The 26613-nt window shown below is 70.5% G+C and carries 20 protein-coding genes, 1 tRNA gene and 1 pseudogene; 10 read left to right on the forward strand and 12 right to left on the reverse strand.

The features are described from left to right. Positions 1 to 135 precede the first annotated feature (135 nt). Positions 136 to 2718: a leucine--tRNA ligase gene (leuS, locus tag FVA80_RS23715; RefSeq protein WP_147910360.1), complete on the forward strand. Its 2583-nt coding sequence runs from the start codon at positions 136 to 138 to the stop codon at positions 2716 to 2718. Between the two features lie 309 nt (positions 2719 to 3027). Here leuS and FVA80_RS23720 read toward each other — a convergent pair whose 3' ends face one another. The 3 genes from FVA80_RS23720 to FVA80_RS23730 all read right to left on the reverse strand — a co-directional run bounded on the left by FVA80_RS23720 (position 3028) and on the right by FVA80_RS23730 (position 5576). Next, on the reverse strand, positions 3028 to 3669 hold the full coding sequence (locus FVA80_RS23720) for a transporter substrate-binding domain-containing protein (protein WP_246692112.1): 642 nt from the start codon (positions 3667 to 3669) through the stop codon (positions 3028 to 3030). A gap of 198 nt (positions 3670 to 3867) precedes the next feature. Beyond that, entirely contained in the window at positions 3868 to 4626 is a 759-nt protein-coding gene (locus FVA80_RS23725; RefSeq protein WP_147910973.1) for a TerC family protein, read from the reverse strand. Next, positions 4623 to 5576 carry a lipid kinase gene (locus FVA80_RS23730; RefSeq protein ID WP_147910974.1) on the reverse strand — a complete coding sequence of 318 codons (954 nt, stop codon included), beginning with the start codon at positions 5574 to 5576 and terminating at the stop codon, positions 4623 to 4625. Before FVA80_RS23730 ends, FVA80_RS23725 begins: the two co-directional genes overlap by 4 nt. Positions 5577 to 5866: 290 nt before the next feature. Here FVA80_RS23730 and FVA80_RS23735 point away from each other — a divergent pair, with 290 nt between their 5' ends. Genes FVA80_RS23735 through FVA80_RS23745 form a run of 3 tightly spaced genes read left to right on the forward strand, consistent with a single transcriptional unit; the run spans position 5867 to position 9132 of the window. Then, positions 5867 to 6748: a hypothetical protein gene (locus FVA80_RS23735; RefSeq protein ID WP_147957884.1), complete on the forward strand. Its 882-nt coding sequence runs from the start codon at positions 5867 to 5869 to the stop codon at positions 6746 to 6748. A 42-nt stretch (positions 6749 to 6790) separates the two neighbouring features. Next, positions 6791 to 8077 (forward strand): nuclease, encoded by a 1287-nt coding sequence (locus FVA80_RS23740; protein ID WP_147910849.1) that lies wholly within the window; start codon positions 6791 to 6793, stop codon positions 8075 to 8077. 14 nt (positions 8078 to 8091) lie between these two features. Then, a complete protein-coding gene (locus tag FVA80_RS23745) occupies positions 8092 to 9132 on the forward strand; it encodes an aldose epimerase family protein (protein WP_147910848.1) in 1041 nt (346 codons plus the stop codon). Positions 9133 to 9565: 433 nt separating this feature from the next. Here the strand turns inward: FVA80_RS23745 and FVA80_RS23750 are convergent. Then, a pseudogene (locus FVA80_RS23750) lies at positions 9566 to 12236 on the reverse strand (DNA translocase FtsK 4TM domain-containing protein). A 175-nt stretch (positions 12237 to 12411) separates the two neighbouring features. On the opposite strand from FVA80_RS23750, the gene mtnA reads away from it, so the two are divergent. Next, positions 12412 to 13512, forward strand: coding sequence for an S-methyl-5-thioribose-1-phosphate isomerase (mtnA, locus tag FVA80_RS23755; protein WP_147907935.1), 1101 nt, complete (start codon positions 12412 to 12414; stop codon positions 13510 to 13512). 6 nt (positions 13513 to 13518) lie between these two features. Here the strand turns inward: mtnA and FVA80_RS23760 are convergent, their stop codons facing one another. Genes FVA80_RS23760 through pth form a run of 6 tightly spaced genes read right to left on the reverse strand, consistent with a single transcriptional unit; the run spans position 13519 to position 18068 of the window. Further along, the gene (locus FVA80_RS23760) at positions 13519 to 14562 is read right to left on the reverse strand and encodes an aldo/keto reductase (protein WP_147907934.1); all 1044 of its coding nucleotides are present in this window, start codon (positions 14560 to 14562) and stop codon (positions 13519 to 13521) included. A 60-nt stretch (positions 14563 to 14622) separates the two neighbouring features. Continuing rightward, positions 14623 to 15612, reverse strand: coding sequence for a MaoC/PaaZ C-terminal domain-containing protein (locus FVA80_RS23765; protein ID WP_147907933.1), 990 nt, complete (start codon positions 15610 to 15612; stop codon positions 14623 to 14625). A 34-nt stretch (positions 15613 to 15646) separates the two neighbouring features. Beyond that, a complete protein-coding gene (gene ychF, locus FVA80_RS23770; protein ID WP_147907932.1) occupies positions 15647 to 16744 on the reverse strand; it encodes a redox-regulated ATPase YchF in 1098 nt (365 codons plus the stop codon). Positions 16745 to 16748: 4 nt separating this feature from the next. Then, entirely contained in the window at positions 16749 to 17195 is a 447-nt protein-coding gene (locus tag FVA80_RS23775; RefSeq protein WP_147907931.1) for a PIN domain-containing protein, read from the reverse strand. Beyond that, complete coding sequence (locus tag FVA80_RS23780; protein ID WP_147907930.1) at positions 17188 to 17418, reverse strand: hypothetical protein; 231 nt, start codon at positions 17416 to 17418, stop codon at positions 17188 to 17190. Before FVA80_RS23780 ends, FVA80_RS23775 begins: the two co-directional genes overlap by 8 nt. Positions 17419 to 17459: 41 nt before the next feature. After that, entirely contained in the window at positions 17460 to 18068 is a 609-nt protein-coding gene (pth, locus tag FVA80_RS23785; RefSeq protein ID WP_147907929.1) for an aminoacyl-tRNA hydrolase, read from the reverse strand. A 369-nt stretch (positions 18069 to 18437) separates the two neighbouring features. On the opposite strand from pth, the gene FVA80_RS23790 reads away from it, so the two are divergent. Then, complete coding sequence (locus FVA80_RS23790) at positions 18438 to 18668, forward strand: hypothetical protein (RefSeq protein WP_147907928.1); 231 nt, start codon at positions 18438 to 18440, stop codon at positions 18666 to 18668. A gap of 135 nt (positions 18669 to 18803) precedes the next feature. Here the strand turns inward: FVA80_RS23790 and FVA80_RS23795 are convergent, their stop codons facing one another. Next, positions 18804 to 20729 (reverse strand): FUSC family protein, encoded by a 1926-nt coding sequence (locus FVA80_RS23795; RefSeq protein WP_246692113.1) that lies wholly within the window; start codon positions 20727 to 20729, stop codon positions 18804 to 18806. Between the two features lie 385 nt (positions 20730 to 21114). Here FVA80_RS23795 and FVA80_RS23800 point away from each other — a divergent pair. The 3 genes from FVA80_RS23800 (at position 21115) to FVA80_RS23810 (ending at position 22723) form a co-directional block, all read left to right on the forward strand. Further along, positions 21115 to 21191: transfer RNA gene (locus tag FVA80_RS23800), tRNA-Arg, on the forward strand. A 294-nt stretch (positions 21192 to 21485) separates the two neighbouring features. Beyond that, positions 21486 to 21872: a hypothetical protein gene (locus tag FVA80_RS23805; RefSeq protein ID WP_147907927.1), complete on the forward strand. Its 387-nt coding sequence runs from the start codon at positions 21486 to 21488 to the stop codon at positions 21870 to 21872. Positions 21873 to 22063: 191 nt separating this feature from the next. Continuing rightward, entirely contained in the window at positions 22064 to 22723 is a 660-nt protein-coding gene (locus FVA80_RS23810) for a carboxymuconolactone decarboxylase family protein (RefSeq protein WP_147907926.1), read from the forward strand. Positions 22724 to 22954: 231 nt separating this feature from the next. Here FVA80_RS23810 and FVA80_RS23815 read toward each other — a convergent pair whose 3' ends face one another. Continuing rightward, the gene (locus tag FVA80_RS23815) at positions 22955 to 23941 is read right to left on the reverse strand and encodes an SDR family oxidoreductase (protein WP_147907925.1); all 987 of its coding nucleotides are present in this window, start codon (positions 23939 to 23941) and stop codon (positions 22955 to 22957) included. Between the two features lie 245 nt (positions 23942 to 24186). Between FVA80_RS23815 and FVA80_RS23820 the strand changes: the two genes are divergently transcribed. Beyond that, positions 24187 to 26388 carry an ATP-dependent RecD-like DNA helicase gene (locus tag FVA80_RS23820; protein WP_147907924.1) on the forward strand — a complete coding sequence of 734 codons (2202 nt, stop codon included), beginning with the start codon at positions 24187 to 24189 and terminating at the stop codon, positions 26386 to 26388. The last annotated feature ends 225 nt before the right edge of the window (positions 26389 to 26613 follow it).

Here is a 26613-nt window from a genome sequence, read left to right on the forward strand (position 1 = left end):
CTATGCCGTTGCGCGCCTCGCGCAAGCCCGGATCCCTGCATCCGTTGACCGGCTCCGGCGCAGATATGCTACTGGGCCGCAACCGTGCCGCGGCTCTCCCCGATCAGCCGCCGAGCCTCTGACCCAGCCGGACCCATGACCAGCACCGCCCCCCAGCCCGTCGAGCGCTACAACGCCAAGGATGCCGAGCCGCGCTGGCAGGCCGCCTGGGCCGAGCAACGCCTGTTCGAGACCGACAATTCTGACGGGCGCCCGAAATACTACGTGCTGGAGATGTTCCCGTACCCGTCGGGGCGCATCCACATGGGCCACGTGCGCAACTACGCGATGGGCGACGTGGTGGCCCGGTACAAGCGCGCCCGGGGCTTCAACGTGCTCCACCCGATGGGCTGGGACGCGTTCGGCCTGCCGGCCGAGAACGCCGCCATGGAGCGCAAGGTCAACCCGCGGGACTGGACCTACGCCAACATCGCGTCGATGCGCGACCAGCTGAAGGCCATGGGCCTGTCGCTCGACTGGAGCCGGGAGATCGCCACCTGCGACCCCGATTACTACAAGCACCAGCAGCGGATGTTCCTCGACTTCCTGGACAAGGGCCTGGTGACCCGGCGCACCGCCAAGGTGAATTGGGACCCGGTGGACCACACCGTGCTGGCCAACGAGCAGGTGATCGACGGGCGCGGCTGGCGCTCCGGCGCCCTGGTCGAGCAGCGCGAGCTGACCCAGTGGTTCTTCAAGATCACCGACTTCGCCGAGGATCTGCTCACAGCCCTCGACGGGCTGGACCGCTGGCCGGAAAAAGTCCGGCTGATGCAGAAGAACTGGATCGGCCGCTCCGAGGGACTGGAAGTCCGGTTCGACTTGGCCCGGCCTCCGGCCGGCGAGGCCGAGTCGGTGACGGTCTACACCACCCGGCCCGACACCCTGTTCGGCGCCCGGTTCCTGGCGATCGCGGCCGACCATCCGCTGGCAGCAGCGGTTGCCGCGAACAACCCGGATCTCCAGGCCTTCATCGAGGAATGCCGGCGCACCGGCACCGCCCAGGCGGCGATCGACACCGCGGAAAAACTCGGCTTCGACACCGGCCTGACCGTCCGACACCCCCTCGACCCGGCCTGGACGCTGCCGGTCTACGTCGCGAACTTCGTGCTGATGGACTACGGCACCGGAGCGGTGTTCGGCTGCCCGGCGCATGACCAGCGCGACCTCGACTTTTCCAACAAGTACGGGCTCGGCAATGTCCCGGTGGTCTGCCCCGAGGGGCAGGATCCGGAGGCGTTCCTGATCACCACCACCGCCTATGTCGAGGACGGGCGGATGATCCATTCGCGCTTCCTCGACGGCATGACCACCGGGGAGGCCTTCGAGGCCGTGGCGCGCCGGCTGGAGCGGGAGGGCGTGGCCAAGCGCAAGGTCCAGTTCCGCCTGCGCGACTGGGGCGTCTCGCGCCAGCGCTACTGGGGCTGCCCGATCCCGATCATCCACTGCGAGTCCTGCGGCCCGGTGCCGGTGCCGGTCTCCGACCTGCCGGTGAAGCTGCCCGAGGAGGTCTCGTTCGACCAGCCCGGCAACCCGCTGGAGCGCGACCAGGCCTGGCGGACGGTGCCGTGCCCGCAATGCGGCGCACCGGCCCGGCGCGAGACCGACACGATGGACACGTTCGTCGATTCGTCCTGGTACTACGCGCGCTTCACCGCGCCCTGGCTCACCGACGCCCCCACCGACCGCGCCACGGTCGATCGGTGGCTGGCGGTGGACCAGTATATCGGCGGTATCGAGCACGCGATCCTGCACCTGCTCTACGCCCGGTTCTTCATGCGGGCGATGCGCGAGACCGGCTGGGCCGGCGTCTCCGAGCCGTTTGCCGGGTTGTTCACCCAGGGCATGGTCGTCCACGAGACCTACAAGGACGCGGCCGGCGCCTGGGTGCCGCCGGCCGAGATCCGCTTCTCCACCGAGGAGGGCGAGCGCCGCGCGTTTCACGTGAAAACTCAGGCGCCGATCGCGATCGGTTCGATCGAGAAGATGTCGAAGTCCAAGAAGAACGTGGTCGATCCGGACGACATCATCGCAAGCTACGGGGCCGATACGGCGCGCTGGTTCGTCCTCTCCGATTCGCCGCCCGAGCGCGACGTGATCTGGAGCGAGGAGGGCGTGCAGGGCGCCGCCCGGTTCGTCCAGAAAGTCTGGCGGCTGACCCATGCCGCGCTGGCCGCGAGCGGGGATGGCGCCGCCGACCTCACCCTGCGCAAGGCCGCCCACCGGGCGCTCGCCGCCGTGCAGGACGATATCGAGCGCCTGCGGTTCAACCGCTGCGTCGCCCACATCTACACCTTGGCCAACGCCCTCGAGGACGGGCTGCGCGGGCCGGTCTCGGGCGCGGCGGCGACGGAGGCGGCGGGCATCCTGGTGCAGCTCATCGCCCCGATGATGCCGCACCTCGCCGAGGAATGCTGGACCACGCTCGGCCGCCCCGGCCTCGCCGCCCAGGCGCCCTGGCCGGAGGCCGAGGCGGGGCTCCTGGTCGAGGACGAGATCACCCTGCCGGTCCAGATCAACGGCAAGAAGCGCGCGGACGTGACCGTGCCGCGCGACGCCGACGCCAAGGCTGTCGAAGCCGCGACCCTGGCCCTGGAGACGGTCCAGAAGATCCTGGAGGGCAAGCCGCCGCGCAAGGTGATCGTCGTGCCGGGGCGGATCGTCAATCTGGTGGTGTAACGAGGGCGGGGCTGCCGATCCCGCGCACCTCCTCGGCCTGCGAGGTCCGGCGATCGAGGATCGCTGGGCCTCGCAGGAGGGCTCCAGGGATCGCGCGAACACACCGATCGAAGCGCCTGACATGGCGGCACGGGCCGACCCGCTGCTTGCAGCGTCGCCGCGCAGCCCGGCCTTGCGCGCCCGCGTGGCGACCTGATGCCCGGGAAGCGCGACACGTTCTCGCTGGACGCACGCGTCGACATCGCCAGCGCGGCTCACCCTGCGCTGCGAATCGCGCTGATCGAGGCGGCATGATGCACCCGGCTTGGATCAGGGTGCCGCCAGCCCGGGATCCTGCCCGCCGGCCGCGAGGCTGCGTGCGATCATCCCGTCCGCCTTCGCCTGGGCGAGGAAGTCGGCCAGATACGCCGCCCCCGCGTCCCGGCCCACCGGCAGACCCATCGCCTGCGGGATCTCCATGAAGTGCCCCGGCAGCAGCCGCACCTCCGGGTGCGCGGCCGCGTAGGCGGCGAGCGGCTGGTGGACCCCGGCGGCCACGTCGAGCCCGTCCCGGGCGAAGGCCGTGACCGCCTCCGCCGAGGTCGGCGCCCGCACCAGGGTCGCGTGGCGCAGCGTACGGGTCAGGAACAGGTCGTAGGCGCTGCCATGCCCCACCGAGATCCGGATCCCGTCGCGGTCGACGTCGGGCAGGCTCCGGATCGGCGCGTCGGCCGGGACGAGGTAGCTGCCGGCGATCAGCACGTAGGGGGCCGTGAAGGCGATGCCTTCGGCGCGCTTCGGGTCGATCGCCAGGAAACAGATGTCCCAGGTCCCGGACCCGGCCGAGCCCGAGACGGCCCCCGCGCCGGGAAACGTCACGAACGCTACCGGCACGCCGAGCCGCTGCGCCAGCGCCCGGGCGAGATCCACCGACACGCCGGCCGGGCCGTCCGCCCCGGACCGGGCGAGCACCGGATTGCCGAGATTGATCGCCGCCCGGAGGTGCCGGTGGGGGCGAGGTCGTGCCGGGCCGCAGGGGAGGGGGCATCGGGACCGTCTCCGCGCCGGCGGGGCTGGCGGTCAGCAGGGCGCACAGGAGGGCCGCGATCCGCATGGGTGTCTCCAGCGCCGTGTCGCCGCTTGCGCCGGAGGCCGGCGGGACGGGACCGCTCAGCGCGGGCTCCGCTCCGTGCCGGCGGCGGCCGCCCGCTTGCGTCCGCGGGCCAGCATGTTGAGGCCTTCGACGCCGGCCGAGAACGCCATAGCGGTGTAGATATAACCCTTCGGCACGTGCGCCCCAAAGCCTTCCGCGATCAGCGTCATGCCGATCATGATCAGGAAGCCCAAAGCCAGCATCACCACGGTGGGGTTGCGGGCGATGAAGGCCGAGAGCGGCTCGGCCGCGACCAGCATGACGATCACCGCCACGACCACGGCCACCATCATCACCGGCACGTGCTCGGTCATGCCCACCGCGGTGATGATCGAGTCGATCGAGAACACGAGGTCGAGGAGCAGGATCTGGCCGATCGCCGCGCCGAACCCAATCGTGCCGCCGGATTTCCCGGTGTCGGCCGGGTCGTCGGGGTCGACGCTGTGATGGATTTCCTTGGTGGCCTTCCAGAGCAGGAACAGGCCGCCGCCGATCAGGATCAGGTCACGCCAGGAGAAGTCCTGTCCGAGCACCGAGAAGACCGGCTCGGTCAGGTGCACGATGAACGCGACCGTGCCCAGCAGACCGAGCCGCAGGATCAAGGCCAGGCCGATGCCGATCCGCCGCGCCCGCGTCTGCTGGTCGGCCGGCAGCTTGTTGGTCAGGATCGAGATGAAGATCAGGTTGTCGACGCCGAGCACCACCTCCATCACGATGAGGGTCGCCAGGGCGACCCAGATCGCGGGCTGGCTCGCAAGCTGGATCAGGTCGGTCACGGGTCGTGCGTCTCGCTGGTCGGGAAGAGGCGGCTGCCGAGGGCGGCCAGATCGAACGGACCGGCACTGTCCGCCGGATCGGGAGCGTACACCCGGAGGATCTTCGGGAAGACCTTGAAGTGGGCGGGCGTGTGCGTGGTCAGCTCGCCGTCGGTGTTCACCGGCCGGGGCTTGCGCGTCGCGATCTTGATCTCCCGGGTCTGGAAGGCGCGCACGTCGGCCGCGCGTCCATGGGTGCCCCGGCGCAGGGCCGGCAGCAGCGCGATCAGCCGCCACCAATGGGCGACTTCCAGGCTGTAGAAATCGAGCTTGCCGTCATCGACCGTGGCGGCCTCCTCCACGGTCATACCGCCACCGTAATGGCGCCCGTTGCCGACCGAGACCTGGATGGTCGTCACCCGCTCGACCGTGCCGTCGTGCTCGATCGTCACCGTAAACGGCCGCACCCGGCGCAGCACCCGGATGGCCGCCACCGCGTAGCCGAGCACACCCCAGGTCTTCTTCGATTCGGCCGTGAGTTCGCCCGCGAGCTCGGCCGAGAAGCCGATGCTGGCGACGTTGAAGTAGTAGTGGCCGTTGACCCAGCCGAGATCGACCGGCCGCGTCGCGGCATTCGGGATGAACCGCGCCGCGGCGATCGGATCCAGCGGCAGGTCCAGGGAGCGGGCGAGGTCGTTGGCGGTGCCCAGCGGCAGGATAGCGAGGGGCAGCCCGCTCTCCACCAGGGCGGGTGCGGCCATGTTCATGGTGCCGTCGCCGCCGCCCAGGATCACGAGGTCGACATCCTTGGCGTGCGCCCGGATCACTTCTCGGCAATCGGCGTCCGGCGGCGGCTCCACCGGCTCGATGCCGCCCGCCCGCAGGATGCTCCGCACCTCGTCGAGGTCGAGGCCGCCGTTGCGCGCCTTCGCGTTGCAGATCAGCAGCGCCCGGCGTTGGTCGGCACTCATCACGGGCTCCGATGCATCTGCGAGGTCACCGCGGTCTCGAGTCGGGACACAGGAACCTCGATGCTCAGGGCGGCGAAAGGGGGGATGACAGCCCGAAACGCGCGACAGCCAAGATTGTCCCCGACTTGGTGGTGAAAAGATCGAGCGCAACCCCGTCATCCACGCAATCCCGGGCTGGTGTGGGCCCGGCACATCGTCAGAGTCACGGGTGCGCCCGGGGAAACCGTGGAACCGCTTCGGCATGCGGGCGCGTTCTCCCCACGTACGCTCCGGCCGCCAGGAAGGCACCGATGCCCGCCACCATTCCCACCCGCTCTGCCCTCGCCCTCGGCGTGATCCTGCCGCTGGCCCTCGTCGGCGGCGCCTCGGCCCAGCAGCAGGGGGCGGGGTCCCAGAGTTCCTGGGTCGATCCGCCGGCCCGCAGCGCGCCGTCCGCGGCAGCCAAGTTGAATCCGGCCGACCAGGCGAAGCGGGCCGTCCCGGAGACGGAGCCGGTCCGGCAGGCTGCCAAGCCAGAGCCCGCCGACGACGGCCTGCCCAAGAGCGCCACGACCAAGAGCGCTACGACCAAGAGCGCCGCAACCGGGAGCGCCGCGACCCAGGACGCCGTGACCCGGGCCGCGGGCCCGAAGCGGGCGGCCGCCCTGGAGCGTCCGCACGCCCGCCAGGCCTCGCCGCGGTATGCTGCGCATCCGCGCCGGCTCGCCGACACGCCGGCGGCCGTGGCGCCGGCTTCGGCCGCCTCGGGGCAGCGGGCCGCCGTGGCCCGGGCCCTGGCGGCGAACTACCTCGCCACCGTCTCCAGCTCGGGCGACACGATGGTCGGCGCCGCACCGCATTTCTACGGGTCGCGGGTGCGCTTCTACGGGCACCCGGTCACCCTGGCGGGGCTGGTCGCCGAGAAGCGCAGCTTCGTGCAGCGCTGGCCCGAGCGGCGCTACGAGCCGCGGACCATCCGCACTGCCTGCGACGCCGAGACCTGCACGATCCGCACGATCGTGGATTTCCGCACTGCGAACCCGGATCGCGGCGCCGTCTCCACCGGGGCGGCCGAGCTGGTCCTGGAGGTGAGCTTCGCGGGCACGCGCCCGGTGATCGTCGGCGAGTCCGGACGGGTCCTGCACCGGAGCGTCCAGGCCGGCACCCTGGCCCCCTCGCCCGGCAAGGCGTAAAGCGGCTTCCGTGCGGCGCGCGGTGATGCCGGGATCGGGTTTATGACGTCTTCAACGGTGGTGGCGGAACAGGAATCGAGGCCGGCGCGTCCGGCGCTCGACGATCCGGAGCGCGCCGCCCTCCGCGAGGCGATCCAGGCGGCGATCGCTCGGGCGCGCCCGCGCCCGGTGGCGGTGCGGACCCTCGGGCTCATGGCCGAGGCCGCGATCGTGCGCGGAGACGCGGGCTACCGGGTGCTCGACCGGCACGGCGTCGTGCGCACGCGGCCCGGCACCGGCGAGCCGCTGACGCTCGCCGACTTCGTGGCGGAACTCCAGGCGCGGCATCCGGCCCTGTTCCTGCCGCCGGAGGTGGCACCGGAGCCCGAGGCCGAGCCCGAAGATCCGAAGGATTCCCCGATCCTGACCGGCGCCTACGAGATGAAGGCCGCGACCGCGCGCTTCGTCGAGACCCAGTCCGAGCGGGCCCGGTCTCTCGCCGAGCGCTCCTCCGTCCAGGGACGAGCGCTGGCGCAGACCGCGGCCGGCCGCTTCGCCACCCTGCGGACGGGCCTGCAGGCCCGTCTCACCCGCCGTTCCGAGGCCGCGGCGTCCGGCGCGGATCCGGTCTCGGCGTGGAACGACGGCCCGGGCCGGCTCGGCGAGTCGGTGCGTGACAGCCTGCCCCGTCTGCGCGAACGGCTCGGTCTCGCCGGCGGCGACGAGGGCAGCCGCCGGCATCGGCGCTGGCTCGCGGGCGCGAGCGCGGCCGCCCTGGTGGCGGTGGTCGCGGCGGGCCTCGTCCTGGCCGGCCGCGAGCCCGAAGCCACGCGCTCCACGACCACCTCGCCCCAGACGGCCGACGCGCCCGCGAGTGTCCAGACCGCCGCACCGCAAGCGGGATCGCAAGCCGGATCTCAAGCCGGATCTCAAGCCACTGGGCCGTCGGCGGCGTCTCCCGCGGCCCCCGATACGGTCACGCCCCCGCCCGAGACCGGCGGCGATCCGGAGCCCGATACGCCGCCGCCCGCGGCCAACGCCATCACCGGACCGGCCCAGGTGATCGACACCGCGACCCTGAAGGTCGCCGGCAAGGTCGTGCGCCTGTTCGGCGTCGAGTGGGTGCGCGGCGGCCAGGCCGACGAGCTGACCCGCTACATCGGCGGCCGCCCGGTGACCTGCCAGCCGGCGCCGGGCAGCGACACGATGAACTGCCTGGTGAACGGGCGGGACCTCTCGGAGGTGGTGCTGTTCAACGGCGGCGGCCGCGCCTCCCCGGAGGCCAGCCCCGAACTGGTCGCCGCCGAGGACCACGCGCGCACCGAGCGGCTCGGCGTCTGGAAGCGCTGAGCGGGGATCGCAGCATGGCGGGCGAGATCTTCGGGCGCACCGCGGACGGTCAAGTCGTCACCCGGCACCGACTGGCCCGGGGGAGCCTGCGCGTCCACGTCATCGATTTCGGCGCGGTGATCACGGCGATCGAGGTGCCCGACCGCGTGGGCCGCAGCGCCAACGTCGTCCTCGGGCTCGACACGCTCGCGGGCTACGAGACCGTGAGCCCGAGCTTCGGCGCGGTGGTCGGGCGCTACGCCAACCGCATCGCCGGCGGGCGCTTCAACCTCGACGGCCGCACCTATCGGCTGCCGGTGAACGAGGGACCCAACACCCTGCACGGCGGCGACCGGAATTTCGGCACACGCCTCTGGCAGGCGGAGGCGGCGGACGCCACCAGCCTCACCCTGGCCCGCCGCTCCCCGGACGGCGAGGAGGGGTTCCCCGGCAACCTCGACGTCCGCGTGCGCTACAGCCTGCCGGAGGACGGGCTGCTGCACATCGCCTACGAGGCCCTGACCGACCGGCCCACGGTCCTGAACCTCACCAACCACAGCTACTTCAACCTGGCCGGGGAGGGGACGGGCAGCGTGCTCGACCACGTCGTCCAGATCGAGGCCGACGCGTTCACGCCCACGGATGCGACGCAGGTCCCCACCGGCACGGTCCAGCCGGTCGCCGGCACCCCGTTCGATTTCCGGACACCGCACCGGTTGGGCGCGCGCATCCGCGAGGGCGACCCGCAACTCGCCTACGCCAAGGGCTACGACCACACCTTCGTGCTGCGCGGCCCCGCCGGGACCCTGCGCCCGGCCGCCGCCTGCATCGATCCGGGCAGCGGCCGGCGGCTCGACGTGGCGACCACGCAGCCGGCCCTGCAGCTCTACACCGGCAACAACCTGGACGGCACGCTGATCGGCCCCTCCGGCCGGATCTACCGCTCCGGGGACGGCGTCTGCTTCGAGACGCAGGGCTTTCCGGACGCCCCGAACCAGCCGGACTTCCCGTCCGCGACCCTGCGCCCGGGGGAGGTCTTTCGGGCGGCCACCACGTTCCGGTTCTCGGTGGCGTGAGGCGCCACGCCTTCGAGACACCGGTCTCCGCAGGCGATCGATGATCAGCCCCTTCCCCTGCCCAATGGTGGGTTCCCGTGACCGGGGCCCGCATCCGAACTGCGACCCGCCGAGAGCCGCCAGCCCAGCGCCGCTGTCAGAGACGCGGCCACGATGATCCAAAGGGCGACGGGCAGGGCGCGGTCGAAGCTGGCCAGTGCCGTAAGCAGCGCGCCGAAGATGGCGACACCCAAGGCCGCGCCCGTTTGCCGGGCCGATTGCAGGGTCGCGGCCGCGACGCCCGCATGATGCGCCGCCACGGTACCGAGGGCTCGCCCTCGGCGGCCGCCACCGCTTTCAGGGACGCGTCCCAGGCCCGGAGCCGGTCCCCACGGTGCAATCGGGACCGGCGCTCGAGCCTTGATTCGACGCGCTCGGTCGAACCGCGAGACCCTCAGCCCGCAGCCTCCTCCAACAGGATCTCGCGCTTGCCGGCGTGGTTGGCCGGACCGACGATGCCCTCGGTCTCCATCCGCTCCATCAGGGAGGCGGCGCGGTTGTAGCCGATCTGGAGCCGGCGCTGGATGTAGCTGGTCGAGGCCTTCTGGTCGCGCAGAACCACCTGCACGGCCTGGTCGTAGAGGTCGCCGCCGGTCTCGCCGAACGAGCCCTGGTCGAACACGGCGCCGTCGAGTTCCAGCTCGGCCGCGCCGGCCTTGCCCTTGGTCCCCTTCTCGGGGGCGCCGTCCTCGTCGTCGGCCGTGACGGCGTCGAGGTAGCTCGGGCGGCCCTGGCGCTTGAGGTGGGCGACCACGCTCTCGACCTCGCTGTCCGAGCAGAACGGCCCGTGCACCCGGGTCGTGCGCCCGCCGCCGGCCATGAACAGCATGTCGCCCTGGCCGAGCAGCTGCTCGGCGCCCATCTCACCCAGGATCGTGCGGCTGTCGATCTTGCTGGTGACCTGGAAGGAGATCCGGGTCGGGAAGTTCGCCTTGATCGTGCCGGTGATCACGTCCACCGACGGGCGCTGCGTCGCCATGATCAGGTGGATGCCGGCCGCGCGCGCCATCTGGGCGAGCCGCTGGATCGCCCCCTCGATGTCCTTGCCCGCCACCATCATTAGGTCGGCCATCTCGTCGACCACGATCACGATGTAGGGGAGGGGGGCGAGGTCCATGGCCTCGTCCTCGTAGATCGCCTCGCCGGTTTGCCGGTCGAAGCCGGTCTGGACGGTCCGGGTCAACACCTCGCCGCGGGCGGCGGCCTCCGAGACGCGGGCGTTGTAGCCGTCGATGTTGCGGACCGCGATCTTGGACATCTTCTTGTAGCGCTCCTCCATCTCGCGCACGGCCCATTTGAGGGCGATCACCGCCTTCTTGGGGTCGGTCACGACCGGGGAGAGCAGGTGCGGGATGCCGTCGTAGACCGACAGCTCCAGCATCTTGGGATCGACCATGATCAGCCGGCACTCCTCCGGCTTCAGCCGGTAGAGCAGCGACAGGATCATGGTGTTGATCGCCACCGACTTGCCCGAGCCGGTGGTGCCGGCCACCAGCAGGTGCGGCATCCGGGCGAGGTCGGCGATGATCGGCTCGCCGCCGATGTTCTTGCCGAGGCACAAAGCCAGCTTGTGCTTGCTCTCGGCGAAGTCCGTGGAGGCCAGAAGCTCGCGCAGGAACACCGTCTCGCGCTTGGCGTTCGGCAGTTCGATGCCGATGGCGTTGCGGCCGGGGACGACCGCCACGCGGGCCGAGACCGCCGACATCGAGCGGGCGATGTCGTCGGCGAGCGCGATCACGCGGCTGGACTTGGTGCCGGGTGCGGGCTCCAGCTCGTAGAGCGTGACGACCGGGCCGGGGCGCACCGCCAGGATGTCGCCGCGCACGCCGAAATCGCCGAGCGTCGCCTCGAGCAGGGTCGCGTTCTGCTCCAGGGCGTCGGCCGAGACCTGGCTTGCCGGGGAGGGGCCGCGCGGGGCCGCCAGCAGATCGAGGGCCGGCAGGGCGTAATCCTCGGGCCGGACCTGCGGCGCGGGCGCCCGGCGGGCCGGCACCGGCGCGGCGGCCGGCGCCGCGACCCGCGAGGCGGTCGGCTCCGGACGGGCGGCGGCCGGCCGCGGCGGGGCCTCCTCGTACGCGTCCGGCTCGTCCTCTTCCGGGGCAGCGGGACCGGTGCCCGGCGGGCGGTCGCCCCCGCAGGAGCCGACGCGTCCCGGCTCGGATCCTGACCGTCGAACGGGGCCTCGAAAACGGCTCGCGCCGCGCCTGGCCCGGCTTGGGCGGCCTCCGGCAGGTGCTCGGCCCAGGGCAGGTCCGCATCCGTGAAGGCGCGCCGCGCCGCGAGCGCCGGGAGGCGCTGTCGAACGGCTCGACCCGGCCGGTCCGCCACGCCTCGATCCGCCGCGCCAGGGCGACGCGCATCCGCATCAGGCCCTGGGCGAGGGCGCCGATGCCCACGAGGCCGAGGCTCGGCTCGTCGGCATCCTCGCGCTCGTCGCGACCCCGCACGGACGGATGCCGGGCGGGATAGGGCTCGTCGTGGAAGGACTCCTCCTCGGCGGCCCCGAACCGGCAGGCGCCGGTCAGGCTGAGGATCGCCACCGCGGCGTAGACGAAGCCGACGAGGTGGGCCGCCGCCGACGACACCGCCCCGACGATCACCCGGGCCATGGACAGCAGGCCGTCTCCGGCGACGCCGCCGAGCCCGGTGGGCAGGGGCCAGCGCGCGGTGGGCGGCAGGGCGCTCGCCACCGCGCTCGCGGCGCAGAAGCCGATGATCCAGAGCGCCAGGCGCATGCCGCCCTGGGGCAGGTCGCGCTCGCGCATCAGCCGGACGCCCCAGAGCACGGGCGGCAGCACGAACGCGAGGGCACCCAGACCGAGGATCTGCATGGCGAGGTCGGCCACGACGGCGCCCGGCTGGCCGAGCACGTTGTGGGCCGGGTGGTCGGTGGCGTGGTTGAGGCTCGGGTCGTCGATCGACCACGTGGCGAGCGCCACGGTGAGCGCGACCGCGCCGGTGAACAGGACGAGCCCTCCGAGCTCCGTCAGGCGCTTGCCCAAGAAGGGGCGAACGCTGTCGACGTAAGTGTCGTAGGGCGACGCGGGACGGCGAAGCGAGCGCATGCGGGACCGGACGCGAACGGGGACTCTGACCCGAAGGCTAGTCACGCCGGCCTTAACGACCTGCTAAGGTTGAGGAAGCCTGACCCCCCGTACCCGGGCCCGCGCGGGATCCGGAGCGGGCGTGTCCGGGCCTGGGGTGGTGCAAAAACCGCCCCGCTATGGCACAGAAACCGCCATGAACATCGACGGTCAGCCCTATCGCACGATCTTCCCGGACCCGGACGGCGTCAGCGTCCAGGTGATCGACCAGACACGCCTGCCCTTCGCGTTCGAGCTGAGGCGCCTCGCCACGCTGGACGACGCGGCGGTGGCGATCCGCACCATGATCGTGCGCGGCGCGCCGCTGATCGGCGTCACCGCGGCCTACGGGCTGGCGCTCGCCATGCGGGCGGATCCGTCGATGGACGGGATCGACCGGGCGGTGGCGACGCTCGCCGCGACGCGCCCGACGGCGATCAACCTGCGCTGGGCGCTCGACCGGGTCGCCGGCAACCTGCGGCAGATCCAGCCGGCCGAGCGCTTCGCCCACGCCTTCGCGGAAGCCGGCCGCGTCGCCGAGGAGGATGTCGCCAGCTGCCGCTCGATCGGCGCCCATGGCGGCCAGATCATCGCCGACCTGCACAAGGCGAACGGCGGGCGGCCGGTCACGGTGCTGACCCATTGCAACGCCGGCTGGCTCGCCACGGTGGATTGGGGCACCGCGCTGGCGCCGATCTACGCCGCCCACGAGCGGGGCGTGCCGGTGCACGTGCTGGTGGACGAAACCCGGCCGCGCAGCCAGGGCGCGGCGCTCACCGCCTTCGAGCTGAACGGCCACGGCGTGCCCCACACGGTGATCGCCGACAATGCCGGCGGCCACCTGATGCAGCATGGCGGCGTCGACCTGTGCATCGTCGGCTCGGACCGCACCACGGCGTCGGGCGACGTCTGCAACAAGATCGGCACCTACCTGAAGGCGCTGGCCGCCCACGACAACCGCGTGCCGTTCTACGCCGCCCTGCCGTTCTCGACGATCGACTGGACGCTCCACGACGGCGTCAAGGAGATCCCGATCGAGGAGCGCGACGGCCGCGAGGTCACCCACATGACCGGCCGCCTGGCCGAGGGCGGCTTCGCCACGATCGAGGTGGTCTCCCCGGGCAGCCCCGTGGCCAACCCGGCCTTCGACGTGACCCCGGCCCGCCTCGTGACCGGGATCATCACCGAGCGCGGCATCTGCGCGGCGAGCGAAGAGGGGCTGTGCGGGCTCTACCCGGAGCGCCGGAAGGCGGCGTGAGCCGCCTCAGCGCACGCCGGGCCGGCCGGATTCGGCGAGCTGCTGCGCCCGTGCGTTCTGACGCTCGAACATCCAACCCGGGTATTCGGGCGGCAGGACGCTCACCGCGTCGAGGGCATCGAGTTCCGCGTCGGTGAGGCTCAGCCGCGTGGCCGCGATGTTGTCCTCGAGTTGGTCGAGGCGCTTGGCGCCGACGATGACGCTGGTCACCGCCCGGCGGTGCAGCAGCCAGGCGAGCGCCACCTGAGCCACCGAGACGCCGCGGCTCTCCGCCACCGGGCGCATCGCGGCGATGCAGGCTTCGCCGCGCGGGCCGTCGACCGGCGGAAAGTCGAAGCTCGCCCGCCGACCCTCCCCGGAACCGCCGGAATACTTGCCGCTGAGCAGGCCGCCGGCGAGGGGGCTCCAGACCAGGAGTCCGAGACCCTCGGACCGCAGCATCGGGACGATGTCCCGTTCGAGGTCGCGCCCGGCGATCGAGTAATACGCCTGCAGGGTCTCGAACCGCGCGAGGTTGGCCCGCTCGGCGATGCCCTGCGCCTTGACGATCTGCCACGCCGCCCAGTTCGAGACCCCGACGTAACGCACGTGGCCGTGCTGCACGAGGATGTCGAGGGCCCGCATCGTCTCCTCCATCGGCGTCGCCGGGTCGAAGCCGTGGATCTGGTAGAGGTCGATGTGGTCGAGCTTGAGCCGCTTCAGGCTCGCCTTGCAGGCGTCGATCAGGTGCAAGCGCGAGGCGCCCCGCGCGTTGGCGCCTGGACCCATCGGCCCGTAGCCCTTGGTGGCGACGACGACGCTGTCACGCGGGACCTTGAGATCGTGCAAGGCCTGTCCGGTGATCTCCTCGGAGAGCCCCTCGGCGTAGACATCCGCCGTGTCGATGAAGTTGATGCCGGCGTCGATCGCCCGCCCGACGAGCCGCCCCGCCTCGGCTTGGTCGAGGGCGCCGATCTGGCGCCACATCCCGGCTCCGCCTCCGAAGGTCATCGTCCCGAGGCAGAGTTCCGAAACGAACAGCCCCGTGTTGCCGAGCTTCTTCTGGTACATGTATCCGGTATCCCGTCCGTCTCCGTCGCGACAACGCACGGGGACCGGAACCGCTGCGCCTCACGGCTCCCAGCGATGGAACACCGCGCTGTCGAACGAAAAAACCGGCTCGCCGCGCTGGTTCACCCCGGTGTTGCGCGCAAACGCCAGGCCCCAGCCGGGGCGGGACGCGGAGGCGCGCTTGTCGGTGAGCTTCGTGCTGAACCGGACCGTGTCGCCGGCGTAGACCGGCTTGAGCCAGCGCAGGTTCTTGAAGCCCGGGGAGGGGCCCGATTCCGGAACTGGGCCGCGGCTCGCCGTGTAGGCGGCGTCCCGGGCGCGGGTGGTGAGCAGCCGGTTCATGTAGGCTGAGGCGGTGTGCCAGCCGGAGGCGCAGAGACCGCCGAAATGGCTGCGCTTGGCGGCCGCGTGGTCGAGGTGGAACGCCTGCGGGTCGTAGGCCTCGGCGAAGGCCACGATCGCGGCGGCGCTGAACGGGTAGGCCCCGAGGTCGCGGACCAAGCCGATTTCGGCGTCCCGCAGGAACGGCAGGATCTCGGCATCCTCCGGCTCCTCGACCGGGCCCGGCTCGCCGATCTCGACGGGGCGGGGCGGCAGGGGATCGGTGCCGCGGCGGGCCAGCATGAAGGTGAAGCGCTGGGTCAGCACCGTCTCGCCGCGCGGGTTGCCCAACGCGACCTCCGCGGTGACGAAGCCGAGCCCCGGCTTCGAGGCCGAGTCCCGCATCCCCACGACCCGGAAGGTCAGCGTCAGCGCATCGCCGGGCAGGACCGGCGCCAGCCAGCGCAACTCGTCGATCCCGGGCGCGCCCAACGACGAGCCGCCCTGGAACGGACCCCGCTGCAGCAGCCGCATGCCGAGCGCGGCCGTGTGCCAGCCCGACGCGATCAGACGGCCCACGAAGGTCGGCTCCGCCGCCGCCTCGTCGAGGTGGAATGGCTGGAAGTCGAACGCCCGCGCGAACCCCACGATGGCGTCGCGGGTGACCGTCAGGGGCTCGCCGGCGATGACGTCGCCGACGGAAAAATCCTCGACCGCGGGGTCCGGCATGGCAGCCTCGTCCAGTGCGTCAGGGGAGGGGGGCTCAGTTGGCGAAGCGGAAATGCAGCACGTCGCCGTCCTGCACCACGTACTCCTTGCCCTCGAGTCGCAGCTTGCCGGCGTCCCGGGCACCGGATTCGCCGCCCAGCGTGGTGTAGTCCTTGAACGCGATGGTCTCGGCGCGGATGAAGCCCTTCTCGAAATCCGAGTGGATCACTCCGGCGGCGCCGGGCGCGCGGGTGCCCTTGGTGATCGTCCAGGCCCGGGCCTCCTTGGGGCCGACCGTGAAGTAGGTCACGAGGCCCAGGAGGTCGTAGCCGGCGCGGATCACCCGGTTGAGGCCGGGCTCGGTCAGACCCACGGCCTCCAGGAACTCGGCCTGGTCGCCCTCCGGCATCACGGCGATCTCGCTCTCGATCTTGGCCGAGACCACCACCGCGATGGCACCCTCGGCCTTGGCGCGGGCGAAGACCGAATCCGAGTAGGCGTTGCCCTTGTCGGCATCACCCTCGTCGACGTTGCAGACGTAGAGCACCGGCTTGGCGGTCATGAGGCCCAGGGACTGGAACAGCTTCTCCTCGTCCGGCTTGCGCTCGACCAGCCGCGCCGGCTTGCCCTCGCGCAGCAGCGGCAGGGCGCGGTTGACGAGATCGAGGCTCTCCTTGGCCTCCTTGTCGGCACCCTTGGCCTTCTTCTCCAGGGCGATGGCCCGGCGCTCCAGGCTGTCGAGGTCGGCCAGCATCAGCTCGGTCTCGATGGTTTCGATGTCGGCGGCCGGATCGACCTTGCCCTCGACATGGGTGACGTCGCCGTCGGTGAAGCAGCGGACCACGTGCGCGATGGCGTCGACCTCACGGATGTTGGCCAGGAACTGGTTGCCCAGGCCCTCGCCCTTGGAGGCGCCGCGCACCAGCCCGGCGATGTCCACGAAGGTCAGCCGCGTCGGGATTTTCTCTTTCGAACTCGCGATCCGGACGAGGTCGTCCAGGCGCGGATCTGGCACCGCCACCTCGCCGACATTCGGCTCGATGGTGCAGAACGGATAGTTCGCCGCCTGCGCGGCCGCCGTCTGCGTCAGCGCGTTGAACAGGGTCGACTTGCCGACGTTCGGCAGGCCGACGATGCCGCATTTGAAGCCCATGGACTCAGTTCCGTTGAAGCACGTCGCCGGGCGACGCGCGGAAAGGGTTGATGAGGGTCAGGCCCTCGAACACGGTGCCGTGTGCCATATCCTCGGTCAGGAAGTATCGGCATCCGGCGAGCTGGGCCGCGGCTACCAGGAGGCAATCGAACCACTGATAGCCCAGCTTGTCCCGCACCGCCCAGGCGACCTCGAGTTCCTCCTCGTCCAAGGGCTTGTCGCCCCAGACCTTAAGCGCCTCGATCTCCTGCTGGATGTCGGCGAGGGGACGCCTCGGCTCGTTCCTCAGGATCCAGCGTGTCAACTCGTTGAGGACCTGCATGTTGATACGCGCGGCGCCCTGTGCGCCGAGGCTTCGCACCCATTCCTGGGCGGTCGCGTTTTTGTCGCTCTGCTTGGCGTCGCGCCCATAAATCAGCACGTTGGTATCGACGAAGACCTGGTCAGTCATCGTACAGCTGGTCGCGTGTCGGGGCGCGTCCGTTCTCGTCGGTCAGGTTCATTGGGGGGCCGGCCAGGAACCGCTCGATCGCTTCGAGCTGCGTCAGCGGCCGGCCGACGCGCTGCTCGACGGCCTCGGCGACGAACCGCGACAGGCTCTTGCCGTCGCGCGCGGCGGCGACACGCGCCCGCTGCAGCAGGGCCTCGCTCATCGTCACGGTGACGTTCTTCATCGCAGCCTCCGCCGGCTATATCGTGTCCTCGTGTTTCCGTGTCAATTTTTCGCGCCCAGCGTCTTCACCGCGTCCCAGCCTCGGCCGGCCATGGCGAGGTGGACCTTGTTCTGGAAGCTCGCATCCTCGCCCACCGCCAGCAGGGCGACGTGGTCGGCGACCGCGTGGCAGAGATCCTCGACCCAGGGCAGCTCGGCCTTGCCGAAATCATTGAGCACGTAGGCGTGCACCTGTGCCTTGTCGCCGGGATGGCCGATGCCGAGCCGCACCCGGCGGTAGTCGTTGCCACATTGGGCGGTGATCGAGCGCAGGCCGTTATGGCCGGCATTGCCGCCGCCCAGCTTCACCCGGAGCTTGGCCGGGGCGAGGTCGAGTTCGTCGTGCAGCACGATCACGTCGCTCAAGGGGATCTTGTAGAAGCGCTGCGCCTCCGAGACCGAGCGCCCGGACTCGTTCATGAAGGTCGAGGGCTTGAGCAGGATCGCCCGCTCGGTGCCCAGCACGACCTCGGCAGCCTCGCCCTGGAAGCGGTGCCGGAACGGGCTCGCCCGGTGCTGGCGGGCGATCGCGTCGATGGCCAGGAAACCGATATTGTGCCGGTTGTTCGCGTAGCGCGAACCCGGGTTTCCGAGGCCGACGATCAACCGCATGGCAGGGTTCCTGGCGCGATCCGGTTCATACCCGCTCACGGGGCATCCATTGCGGGGCGGTCTGTGGCACGCTTCCCCGCGCGACGCATCCCCGCGCCGGCCGCGAGACCCGCACCGCCGCGCCTGCCGTTCCGGCCTCACCGGATCCTGCATCGGGCCTTCGGACCCGCACGGTCGCCGACCTTGCGCCGACCGTGCGCCACCGCACGGCATCGGTCGAACCGCCGGCAGAGTATCGCGGTTGAGAGGTCACATTCGGCCAAGCAAAGCCCGAGCGATCAAGACCGCCGCACCGACGATCTTCCTCACCCGACACGGTTGACCGGATCACTTCCCGTCGCAGTCAGACTCAGACACGAGGAGATCGTCATGACGATTCGCATGTTCGCCGCCGCCGCCCTGTTCGCCGCCGCGGCCACCCCGGCCCTGGCGCAGGGGCTGGACTCGAAGCATTCGCCCTACCCGGCCTCGGCCTATTCGGGCTGGGTCGGGAATGCCGGCGTCCTGCAGCAGGATCGGACCCAGTCCGCACGGGCCTCCGCCTATCGCTACGCCGGCCCGCATGCCGGCGGCCCGGCCAACGCCCTGCCGCGGTACTGAGGCCGGGGGGCGCCGCCCGTCAGCGTACCGGGACGGCCAGCTCGTCCCGCACGCCGATGCCGGCTTCCGGCCCCACGCCATCGATCGCCCGCAACTCGCCCGGCCGCAGGGTCCCGCTCAGGAGATCGACCTGGCTCACGAGGCGGGCGAGCGACTGCCCCCGGTCGAGGACCGGCCGCTCGGGCAGCGGCCGGTCCTCACCGAGCGCCGCCAAGGTGGCGGCGATCCAGGCCCGCCAGGCCTCCGCCTCGGGGCGCCGGCCTCGGGCGCGTGGCGCAGCACCGACAGCCGGGCGCTGATCCGGCGCAGGGTCGCGTCCGCCACCATGGCGGCCTCCACCTCCGGGTGGCTCCCCGCCCGGGGCTGTTGCAGGGCCCGCGACAGGGCGGCTTCCAGGTCGTTGAGGGCGAGGCCGGCCGTGCGGGCCCGGGCCAGCACGACGGCATCGCGCGCCTCGCCGGGGACGGCGAGCAGCACCGCCTCGGCGAAGCCGGCATGGGCCTTGAGCGCCCGCCGCAACTCCTGTCGGACCTGGTCCGGCTCCCAGATCGGCCAGAGCAGGAGACAGCTCGCCACCGCGATCAGCCCGCCCAGCACGGTGAAGCCGGCGCGCATGCCGACGATCTCCCAGGAGCTGTGGCCGGGCTCCAGCAACTCGACCAGCAGCACCACCAGCGGGGTCAGACAGGTGACGAAGAAGCCGTAGGAGATCTGGCGCGCGGCGAACCCGACGACGCTGAGCACGAGGATCAGCCCGGCCTCCACCAGCGGGGTCGTGGCGTAGTAGGCCAGCACCGCGCCCGCGAGGCCGCCCAGCACGGTGCCGCCGATCCGCTCCAGTGCCCGCTGCCATGTCGCGGCGTAGAACGGCTGCATGGTCAGCACCACGGTCATCACCAGCCAATGCGTGAACGCGCCGGCATAGGTCAGGGTCGCGGCCAGCGCAGGCGCCGCGACCGCGGTGGCCCGCAGGGCGTGCCGGAGGTTCGGCGAGGCCGGGGTGAAGTTCTGCCGCAGCGGCTCCCAATAGCGGGTCCAGCGGTCGAGGCTGCGGCCGTCCGTGAGGGTGCCGCCGGGCCGATAGCCCTCCGGGGTCGAGAGCTTGGCGCCCATGCGGACGCGCCCGACGATCCGGTCGGCCAGCCGCGCCAGGGTCGGATCCTCCGACAGGTCCTCGGCCGCCCGGGCGATGGAGCGCTCCAGCCGGGCGAGATCGAGGCTGGCATCGTCGCGGATCGCCCGGGCGATGGTGACCAGGAGCGGGCGCAGGCGCCGCAGGAAGGTCTTGGCCAGGGTCCGGCGGCGGGCATCGGGCCGGCTGTCGATCAGCTCCGAAACGGCGATCAGGGCGGAAAAAATCTGCTCGGCGCTCTCAAGGCGCAGGAGCGCCTGGGCGGTGCGCTCGGAGACGCGCTCCCGGGATCGGGCGAGGTCGAGGATCATGGTGCGGGCGGCCTCGATGCTCGCGCGCACGCCCCGCCGGTGGCCGCGCGCATGCCCGTCGAACGCGTCCGCGTCGGGAGCGGGCAGGGCGACGAGCCGCTCGAGGTCGCCGCAGAGCCGCGCCAGGCCGTGCCAGACCTCGGCCACCGCCCGGTGCGCCGGCCGGTACGGGTGCAGGCGCCAGATCACCAGGGCGAGCAGCGTCGCCCAGAGCCCGCCGGCCGCGAACATCAGCGCCACGATCCCGGCCTGCTCCAGGGTCAGCGGCCGGTCGAGCGCGATGCACAGCACCACCACCAGCACGTTCCCGGCCGATTGCGCCTGCACGCTCCAGACCCGGACGTAGGAGCACGCGAAGATCAGCGCACAGGAGACCGGCACCACCACCAGCAGCCCCAGGGGCTGCAGCAGGCCGAGGCCCGCCCAGAGCAGGCCGCCGAGCAGCGAGAACGCGGTCAGCACGCGCAGGCGCACCCGCATCGGGCCGCCATTGTCGCAGAAGCACGCGAGGTTGGCGGCCAGCGCCATGGTCAGCAGCGGCGGCCATTGCACCCAGATGTTGATCAGGATCACGACGCCGAACGCGAAGGCCGCACGCACGCCTTCGACCAGCCGCACGTTGCGCAGGTCCAGGCCCGTGGGCAGGCGCCGCAGATCCGCCCCGGGCCGGCCGAGGCTGCCCGGCCCTCAGCCCGGCGGCGCGGCGCCGGCCTGGGCCCCTTTCGGCGCCGGGTTGGGCGCCGGGTTGGGCGACGATGCGGGGGGACTCGGGGGCGACAAGCTCGGACTCCTGTGCGGGCGCTCCTGCGGGCGCTGGGCCCCGGCATGAACCGCGCCCCGACCTGTCCGGATCCACCCGGGCCGCAACCCTGCCTTGCCGCGCCGGGGCGACGGAACGCGCTCGCTGCCACGCCGACCGGCTGCCCCATCGGGGCGCCCCGGACCGGCCGCAGACGCTTGACCCTCGGCCAAGCCCGTGGCTTCTGGGCCTGCTGGCACCCCAGACTCCGTAGCTCAGCTGGATAGAGCAGCCGCCTTCTAAGCGGCAGGTCGTTGGTTCGAGCCCAACCGGGGTCGCCAGCAATTCACCCGCCCAGTCAATGACTTGGCGGGTTTTTCTTGGCCTGTATACGGCATTCTAAGCGCGCAACACGCCGCAACACCGATCGTTAATTTACAATGGCTTACGACGCGAGCCGAGGCGCTTGCGGGTGCTCCACGCAACACGGCTGCAACACGAAAGGCGGGTCTGTAAGCCTCTACGAGCGGCGGGCCGCATGTCCCAAGCCTGAGCGTTATGCCTTGCAGCCGCCGTCATCACCGCTAGCTGGCGGAGCGACCGGCACAGTCCGGTGGCCGAAGCCGGAGAGTCCAATGCGTGTTCTGATGGTTGGCTATGAACCTGACTCGGTCGATTTCTCGGACCCAGCTCTCCCGCACGGACTAAATGCCGAGAAGATCCACCATGGGATCGAGGTGGCGCTTAAGGATATGCGCGACCGCGGCTGGGCGGCTGAGCAGTGCTTCATACAACCGGACGATCAAGCCGGCCCGATCCTGCGGCAGATGCTCACTTCCGGCTCCTACGACTGCCTCGTGATCGGCGCTGGCGTGCGTTCCTGGCCGCGGCACCTGGCGGTATTCGAAGTCCTTATCAACGTAGCTCGGGAGGCTGCGCCGACAGTTCCGATCGCCTTCAACACGCGGCCTGAGGATAGCGGTAATGCCGTCGAGCGGGTGTGCAGCAGGCATCGGATCTGACCGTACGCCGCGACCCAAACTTCACCGCCGCCCGACCGGCACGACAGTGTCAAAAAACGCGAAGGTTATAGCCATCATAACAACGGACCTCAGGATCAAAAGGGATCTGCTGGATCTTCTCTGACGCTTGGCGGACTATGCTGGAGCACGACGGCTCGCTGAGACGAGTCCGCGCGTTTGGAGGAACTTCGATGGGCGTGCTTAAAACCGGCCAGACCGTGGCGCTGGCTGTCGTCGCGGCCTCAGGCGGCTGGCTGTTTGCCCAGACTTCCTGGGGATCATCCGACCACCCACCGCGGTTCCCGCAGCTAACCCTCGAGCAGCTTACGCCTGCTCAGCGTCCGGTTGGCGAACAGATTATGAAGGTCTCGAGCGTCGGACTTGCCGGCCCGTACAACCCGATGATCCGAAGCCCCGAGATGGCTCAGCGGATGTACGACCTGCTCGACTACCTGCGCTGGCACACCTCCGTGCCGACGCGATTGAATGAGTTCGCGATCCTGATCCAGGGCCGCCTCTGGCGCTCGCAGGTCGAGTGGTACGCCCATTACCCGCTGGCGATCAAAGCGGGACTCTCCGAGCAGGTGGCGGCGGATCTTAAAGCTAACAAGCGGCCGGAGGGCATGAAGCCCGACGAGGCGGCCGTTTACGACTTCTGCATGGAGCTTTCCACGCAGCATGCAGTCTCGGACGAGACCTTTGATCGTGCCAAGGAAGTGCTGGGTGAGCAGGGCGTAGTGGACCTGACGACACTCACCGGCACCTACGTGACGGTGGCCATGCTGCTGAGTATGGCCGAGGAAGGCGTGCCGCCGGGCAAGGAACCCCCGTTCAAGCCGGGCGAACGGTAGGGCGAGCGACAAGCGGTCTTGGCAGATTGTTGTCGGGACCCGCTGGATCCCCGGCGCGGCGGACATCCGCCCGCGCACGCCTTAACGCCTGTCAAAACGCCCGCTCCATGGCCGAACGCCAGGTTTGCTCGCACGTCTGCCACGGCGGCGGGGCGACATCGTTCCAGGATCGACGCTCAGCGCGGTTGATGGCTCCCGGATCCCAGCCTGAGCAGACGAGGATACAATCCGCTATCGGGCCTTCCGCGTGCTCAGGGCGACGCCAAGCAAAACGGCGGCGCCGACACCGGCCCAAACGAGCCCGGCACTCATCGTCCCCGCCGACGGTACACCCTTGCGTGCCCGCCAGCCGCCGTCAGCGCTCGTTCCTTGTGGGATCGGCTCCCGCAGTGCCCCATGGGTCCGTGATCCTGGATCGGCCCGGTCCAATGCGAGGCGGAATCCTGCGCCCATCACACGCTCGGTCAGCGAGGGCGCAAGCGCGTAGCCGGCTTGGGCGAGGCGGGCCGGCCAGCCGACCGCCATCTCGTGTCGGGGATGTCGAACCAAGCGCAGGTAGGCCTCGGCCACATCCTCGGGCGCGTAGTAGACGTGGCCTGGATTGAGCGTCTTGCCCGTGACGTTGGCCCCGTGCTCCAGACCGGGTGTATCGACGATTGCTGGGAACACGCCACAGACGTGGATGTGCTTATGCCGGGCAAGTTCCTGGCGAAGGCTGGCCGAGAAGCCGCGCAAGCCGAACTTGCTTGCGGTGTACGCTGCCGCGAACGGCGTCGGGGCCCAGCCGCCCATCGAGACCGTGTTGATCAGCGTGCCGTGCCTCTGGCGCAGGAAGTGTGGCAGCACGGCATAGGCACCGTGAATCGCACCCATTAGGTTGATCTCGATCGTTTGTCTGTGCAGGTCGAGCGGAGCGTCGAGGAGCGGCCCGAATACCCCCGCACCTGCATTGTTGATCCAGACATCGATGCCACCGAACGCCCTCGCCGCGCCTTCCGCCAGCGCGAAGACAGCGTCGGTGTCGGTCACGTCGGTTGGGATCGCGATCGCCGCGCCACCACCGTCCCGGATCTCGCGTACGACATCGTCGAGAACATCGGCACGACGGGCAGCGAGAACGACGCGGGCACCCCTGGCAGCAAAGGCATAAGCCGCGGCACGGCCGATGCCGCTCGACGCGCCGGTGATCACGACCGTAGATCCGCGCACTTGCGCCATGTCTTGCCCTCCCGCTCGTCGATCTCGATCAACGAACCAGAGCAGGATTGTCGTGTTCCTGCGGCAGAGAGACCGCGGGTCGTCAGGTGTAGCGGATAACCTGGTGAACTCGCGAGCGGGGCAACGCGTCGCCATTGTGCCTTCATCAGGCTTGGCCGATCTTCTCGTAGTCGCTGCCCGTCTGCGCCGAGATTTCGAGCCAGTAGCGGTTTGAAGCGTCAGCGAACGGTGCCTGGACGTATCCCATGACTGAGAGAGGGCGACCGCGGCAGTTTGAACGCGGTCAGCCCGTCGAGGCGCTGGCAGGCACCATCGAGCGCGTCACCTTCCACAGCCCCGAGACCGGCTTCTGCGTGCTCAAGGTCCAGGCTCGGGGCAAGCGCGATCTCGTCCCGGTGATCGGGCATGCCCCCGCCATCGCGGCTGGCGAGTGGATCACCGCCACCGGCATCTGGCACACGGATCGCCAGCACGGCGTGCAGTTCAAGGCTGACACCCTCAAGGTCACGCCGCCCACCGGGGTGGAGGGCATCGAGAAGTACCTCGCCTCCGGCCACATGCGTGGCATCGGTCCGGCCATGGCCAAGCGCATCGTCGCGGCGTTCGGCGAGGGCACGTTTGAGATCATCGAGGCCGAGCCGCAGCGGCTGCCTGAGGTCGCCGGCATCGGCCCGAAGCGCGCCGCTCGCATCATCGCCGGCTGGGCCGAGCAGAAGGCGGTGCGCGAGATCATGCTGTTCCTGCACGCTCACGGCGTCGGAACGGCGCGGGCGGTGCGGATCTTCAAGACCTACGGCCACGACGCCATCGTGGTCATGACCGAGGATCCCTATCGGCTGGCCAAGGACATCCGCGGCATCGGCTTCAAGACCGCCGACGCCATCGCGATGAAGCTCGGGCTGACCCCGGAGGCGCCGCAGCGGCTGCGCGCGGGCATCTCGTTTGCCCTGCAGACGGCGACCGACGGCGGACACTGTGCCCTACCGGTTGCGGAACTGATCAAGCTCGCGGGCGAGCTGCTCGGCGTCGAGGCGGCGCTGATCCGCTCGGCGCTGCTCGACGTGCTGGAGACCGGCGAGGTCGTGCAGGACATCCTCGGCGACAAGGCGTGCATCTTCCTGGCTGGGCTGCACGCCGCCGAGCGGATGATCGCCGAGCGGCTGCTCCGCCGAACGAAGGGCACACCGCCCTGGCCGGAGATCGACCTCGCCCGGGCTCAGCCCTGGGTCCAGGACAAGACCGGCAAGACGCTCTCGCCCTCGCAAGGGGAAGCCGTGCGGCGGGTGCTCGGCGCCAAGCTCGCGGTGATCACCGGCGGTCCGGGCGTGGGCAAGACCTCGACCCTCGACACGATCCTGCGGATCCTGCGGGCGAAGGGCGTGCAGGTGCTGCTTGCCGCCCCGACCGGCCGGGCGGCCAAGCGCATGACCGAGCAGACCGGGCTCGAGGCCAAGACGATCCACCGCCTGTTGGAGATCGACCCGAAGCACGGCGGTTTCTCGCGCAACGAGGACAACCCGCTCGCCTGCGACCTGCTGGTGATCGACGAGACCTCGATGGTCGACGTGCCGCTGATGAACGCCCTGACCAAGGCGGTGCCGGAGCACGCGGCGCTGCTCCTCGTCGGCGATGTTGACCAGTTGCCCTCGGTCGGGCCCGGGCAGGTCTTGGCGGATATCATCGCCTCGGGAGCTATCCCGGTGGCGCGGCTGACCGAAGTGTTCCGGCAGGCGGCCGAGAGCCGGATCGTCGTGAATGCGCACCGGATCAACGCCGGCAAGATGCCCGAGCCAGCTGCTCGGGGCGCGGACAGCGACTTCCACCTGATCGAGATCGACGAGCCCGAGCCGGCGGTGGAGACGCTGATCGAGGTGGTGACCAGACGCATCCCGGCGCGCTTCGGCCTCGATCCGGTGCGCGACGTGCAAGTGCTCACCCCGATGCAGCGCGGCGTGCTCGGCGCGCGCAACCTCAACCACGAACTCCAGGCGGTGCTGAACCCGAACCCCGCCATCTCGGTGGAGCGGTTCGGCTGGCGCTTCTCACCCGGCGACCGGGTGATGGAGAGCCAGAACGACTACGACCGGGAGGTGTTCAACGGCGATCTCGGAACCGTCGCCCGCATCGACGAGGACGAGGGCGCGGTGATCGTCGATTTCGACGGGCGCGAGGTGGTCTACCCGTACGGCGAACTCGACACGCTGGTGCCGGCCTACGCCACGACCATCCACAAGTCGCAGGGCTCGGAGTACCCGGCGGTGGTGATCCCGCTGGCCATGCAGCACTGGACGATGCTGGCGCGGAACCTCCTGTACACGGGCGTGACGCGCGGCAAGCGGTTGGTCGTGCTCCTCGGGCAGCGCAAGGCGCTGGGCATCGCGGTCCGCGGCGGCAACACACGGCCGCGGTGGACCAAACTGCGCCAGTGGCTAGCGCGTGAAGCTTGATGTTCGTGGGGACTGAGGCGAGAGGTTTGGAAGAGACAATCGTCCCGAAGCAAGGGTGCCATAGAAGCGGACAGAGTCCCTGCCGACGCAATGTGGACGCGTAATAGCAAGCTGCGGAATAACTGCCCAATCCGTCCAATTTCATGCTACAAAACTACAAAGATTTGTTAAAATATGCAATCGATCGTCTGCTTTTAATATAATAAAACAACTAGATTTGCTGTT

It is taken from the genome of Methylobacterium sp. WL1 (genome assembly GCF_008000895.1).
Classification (GTDB): Bacteria; Pseudomonadota; Alphaproteobacteria; order Rhizobiales; family Beijerinckiaceae; genus Methylobacterium.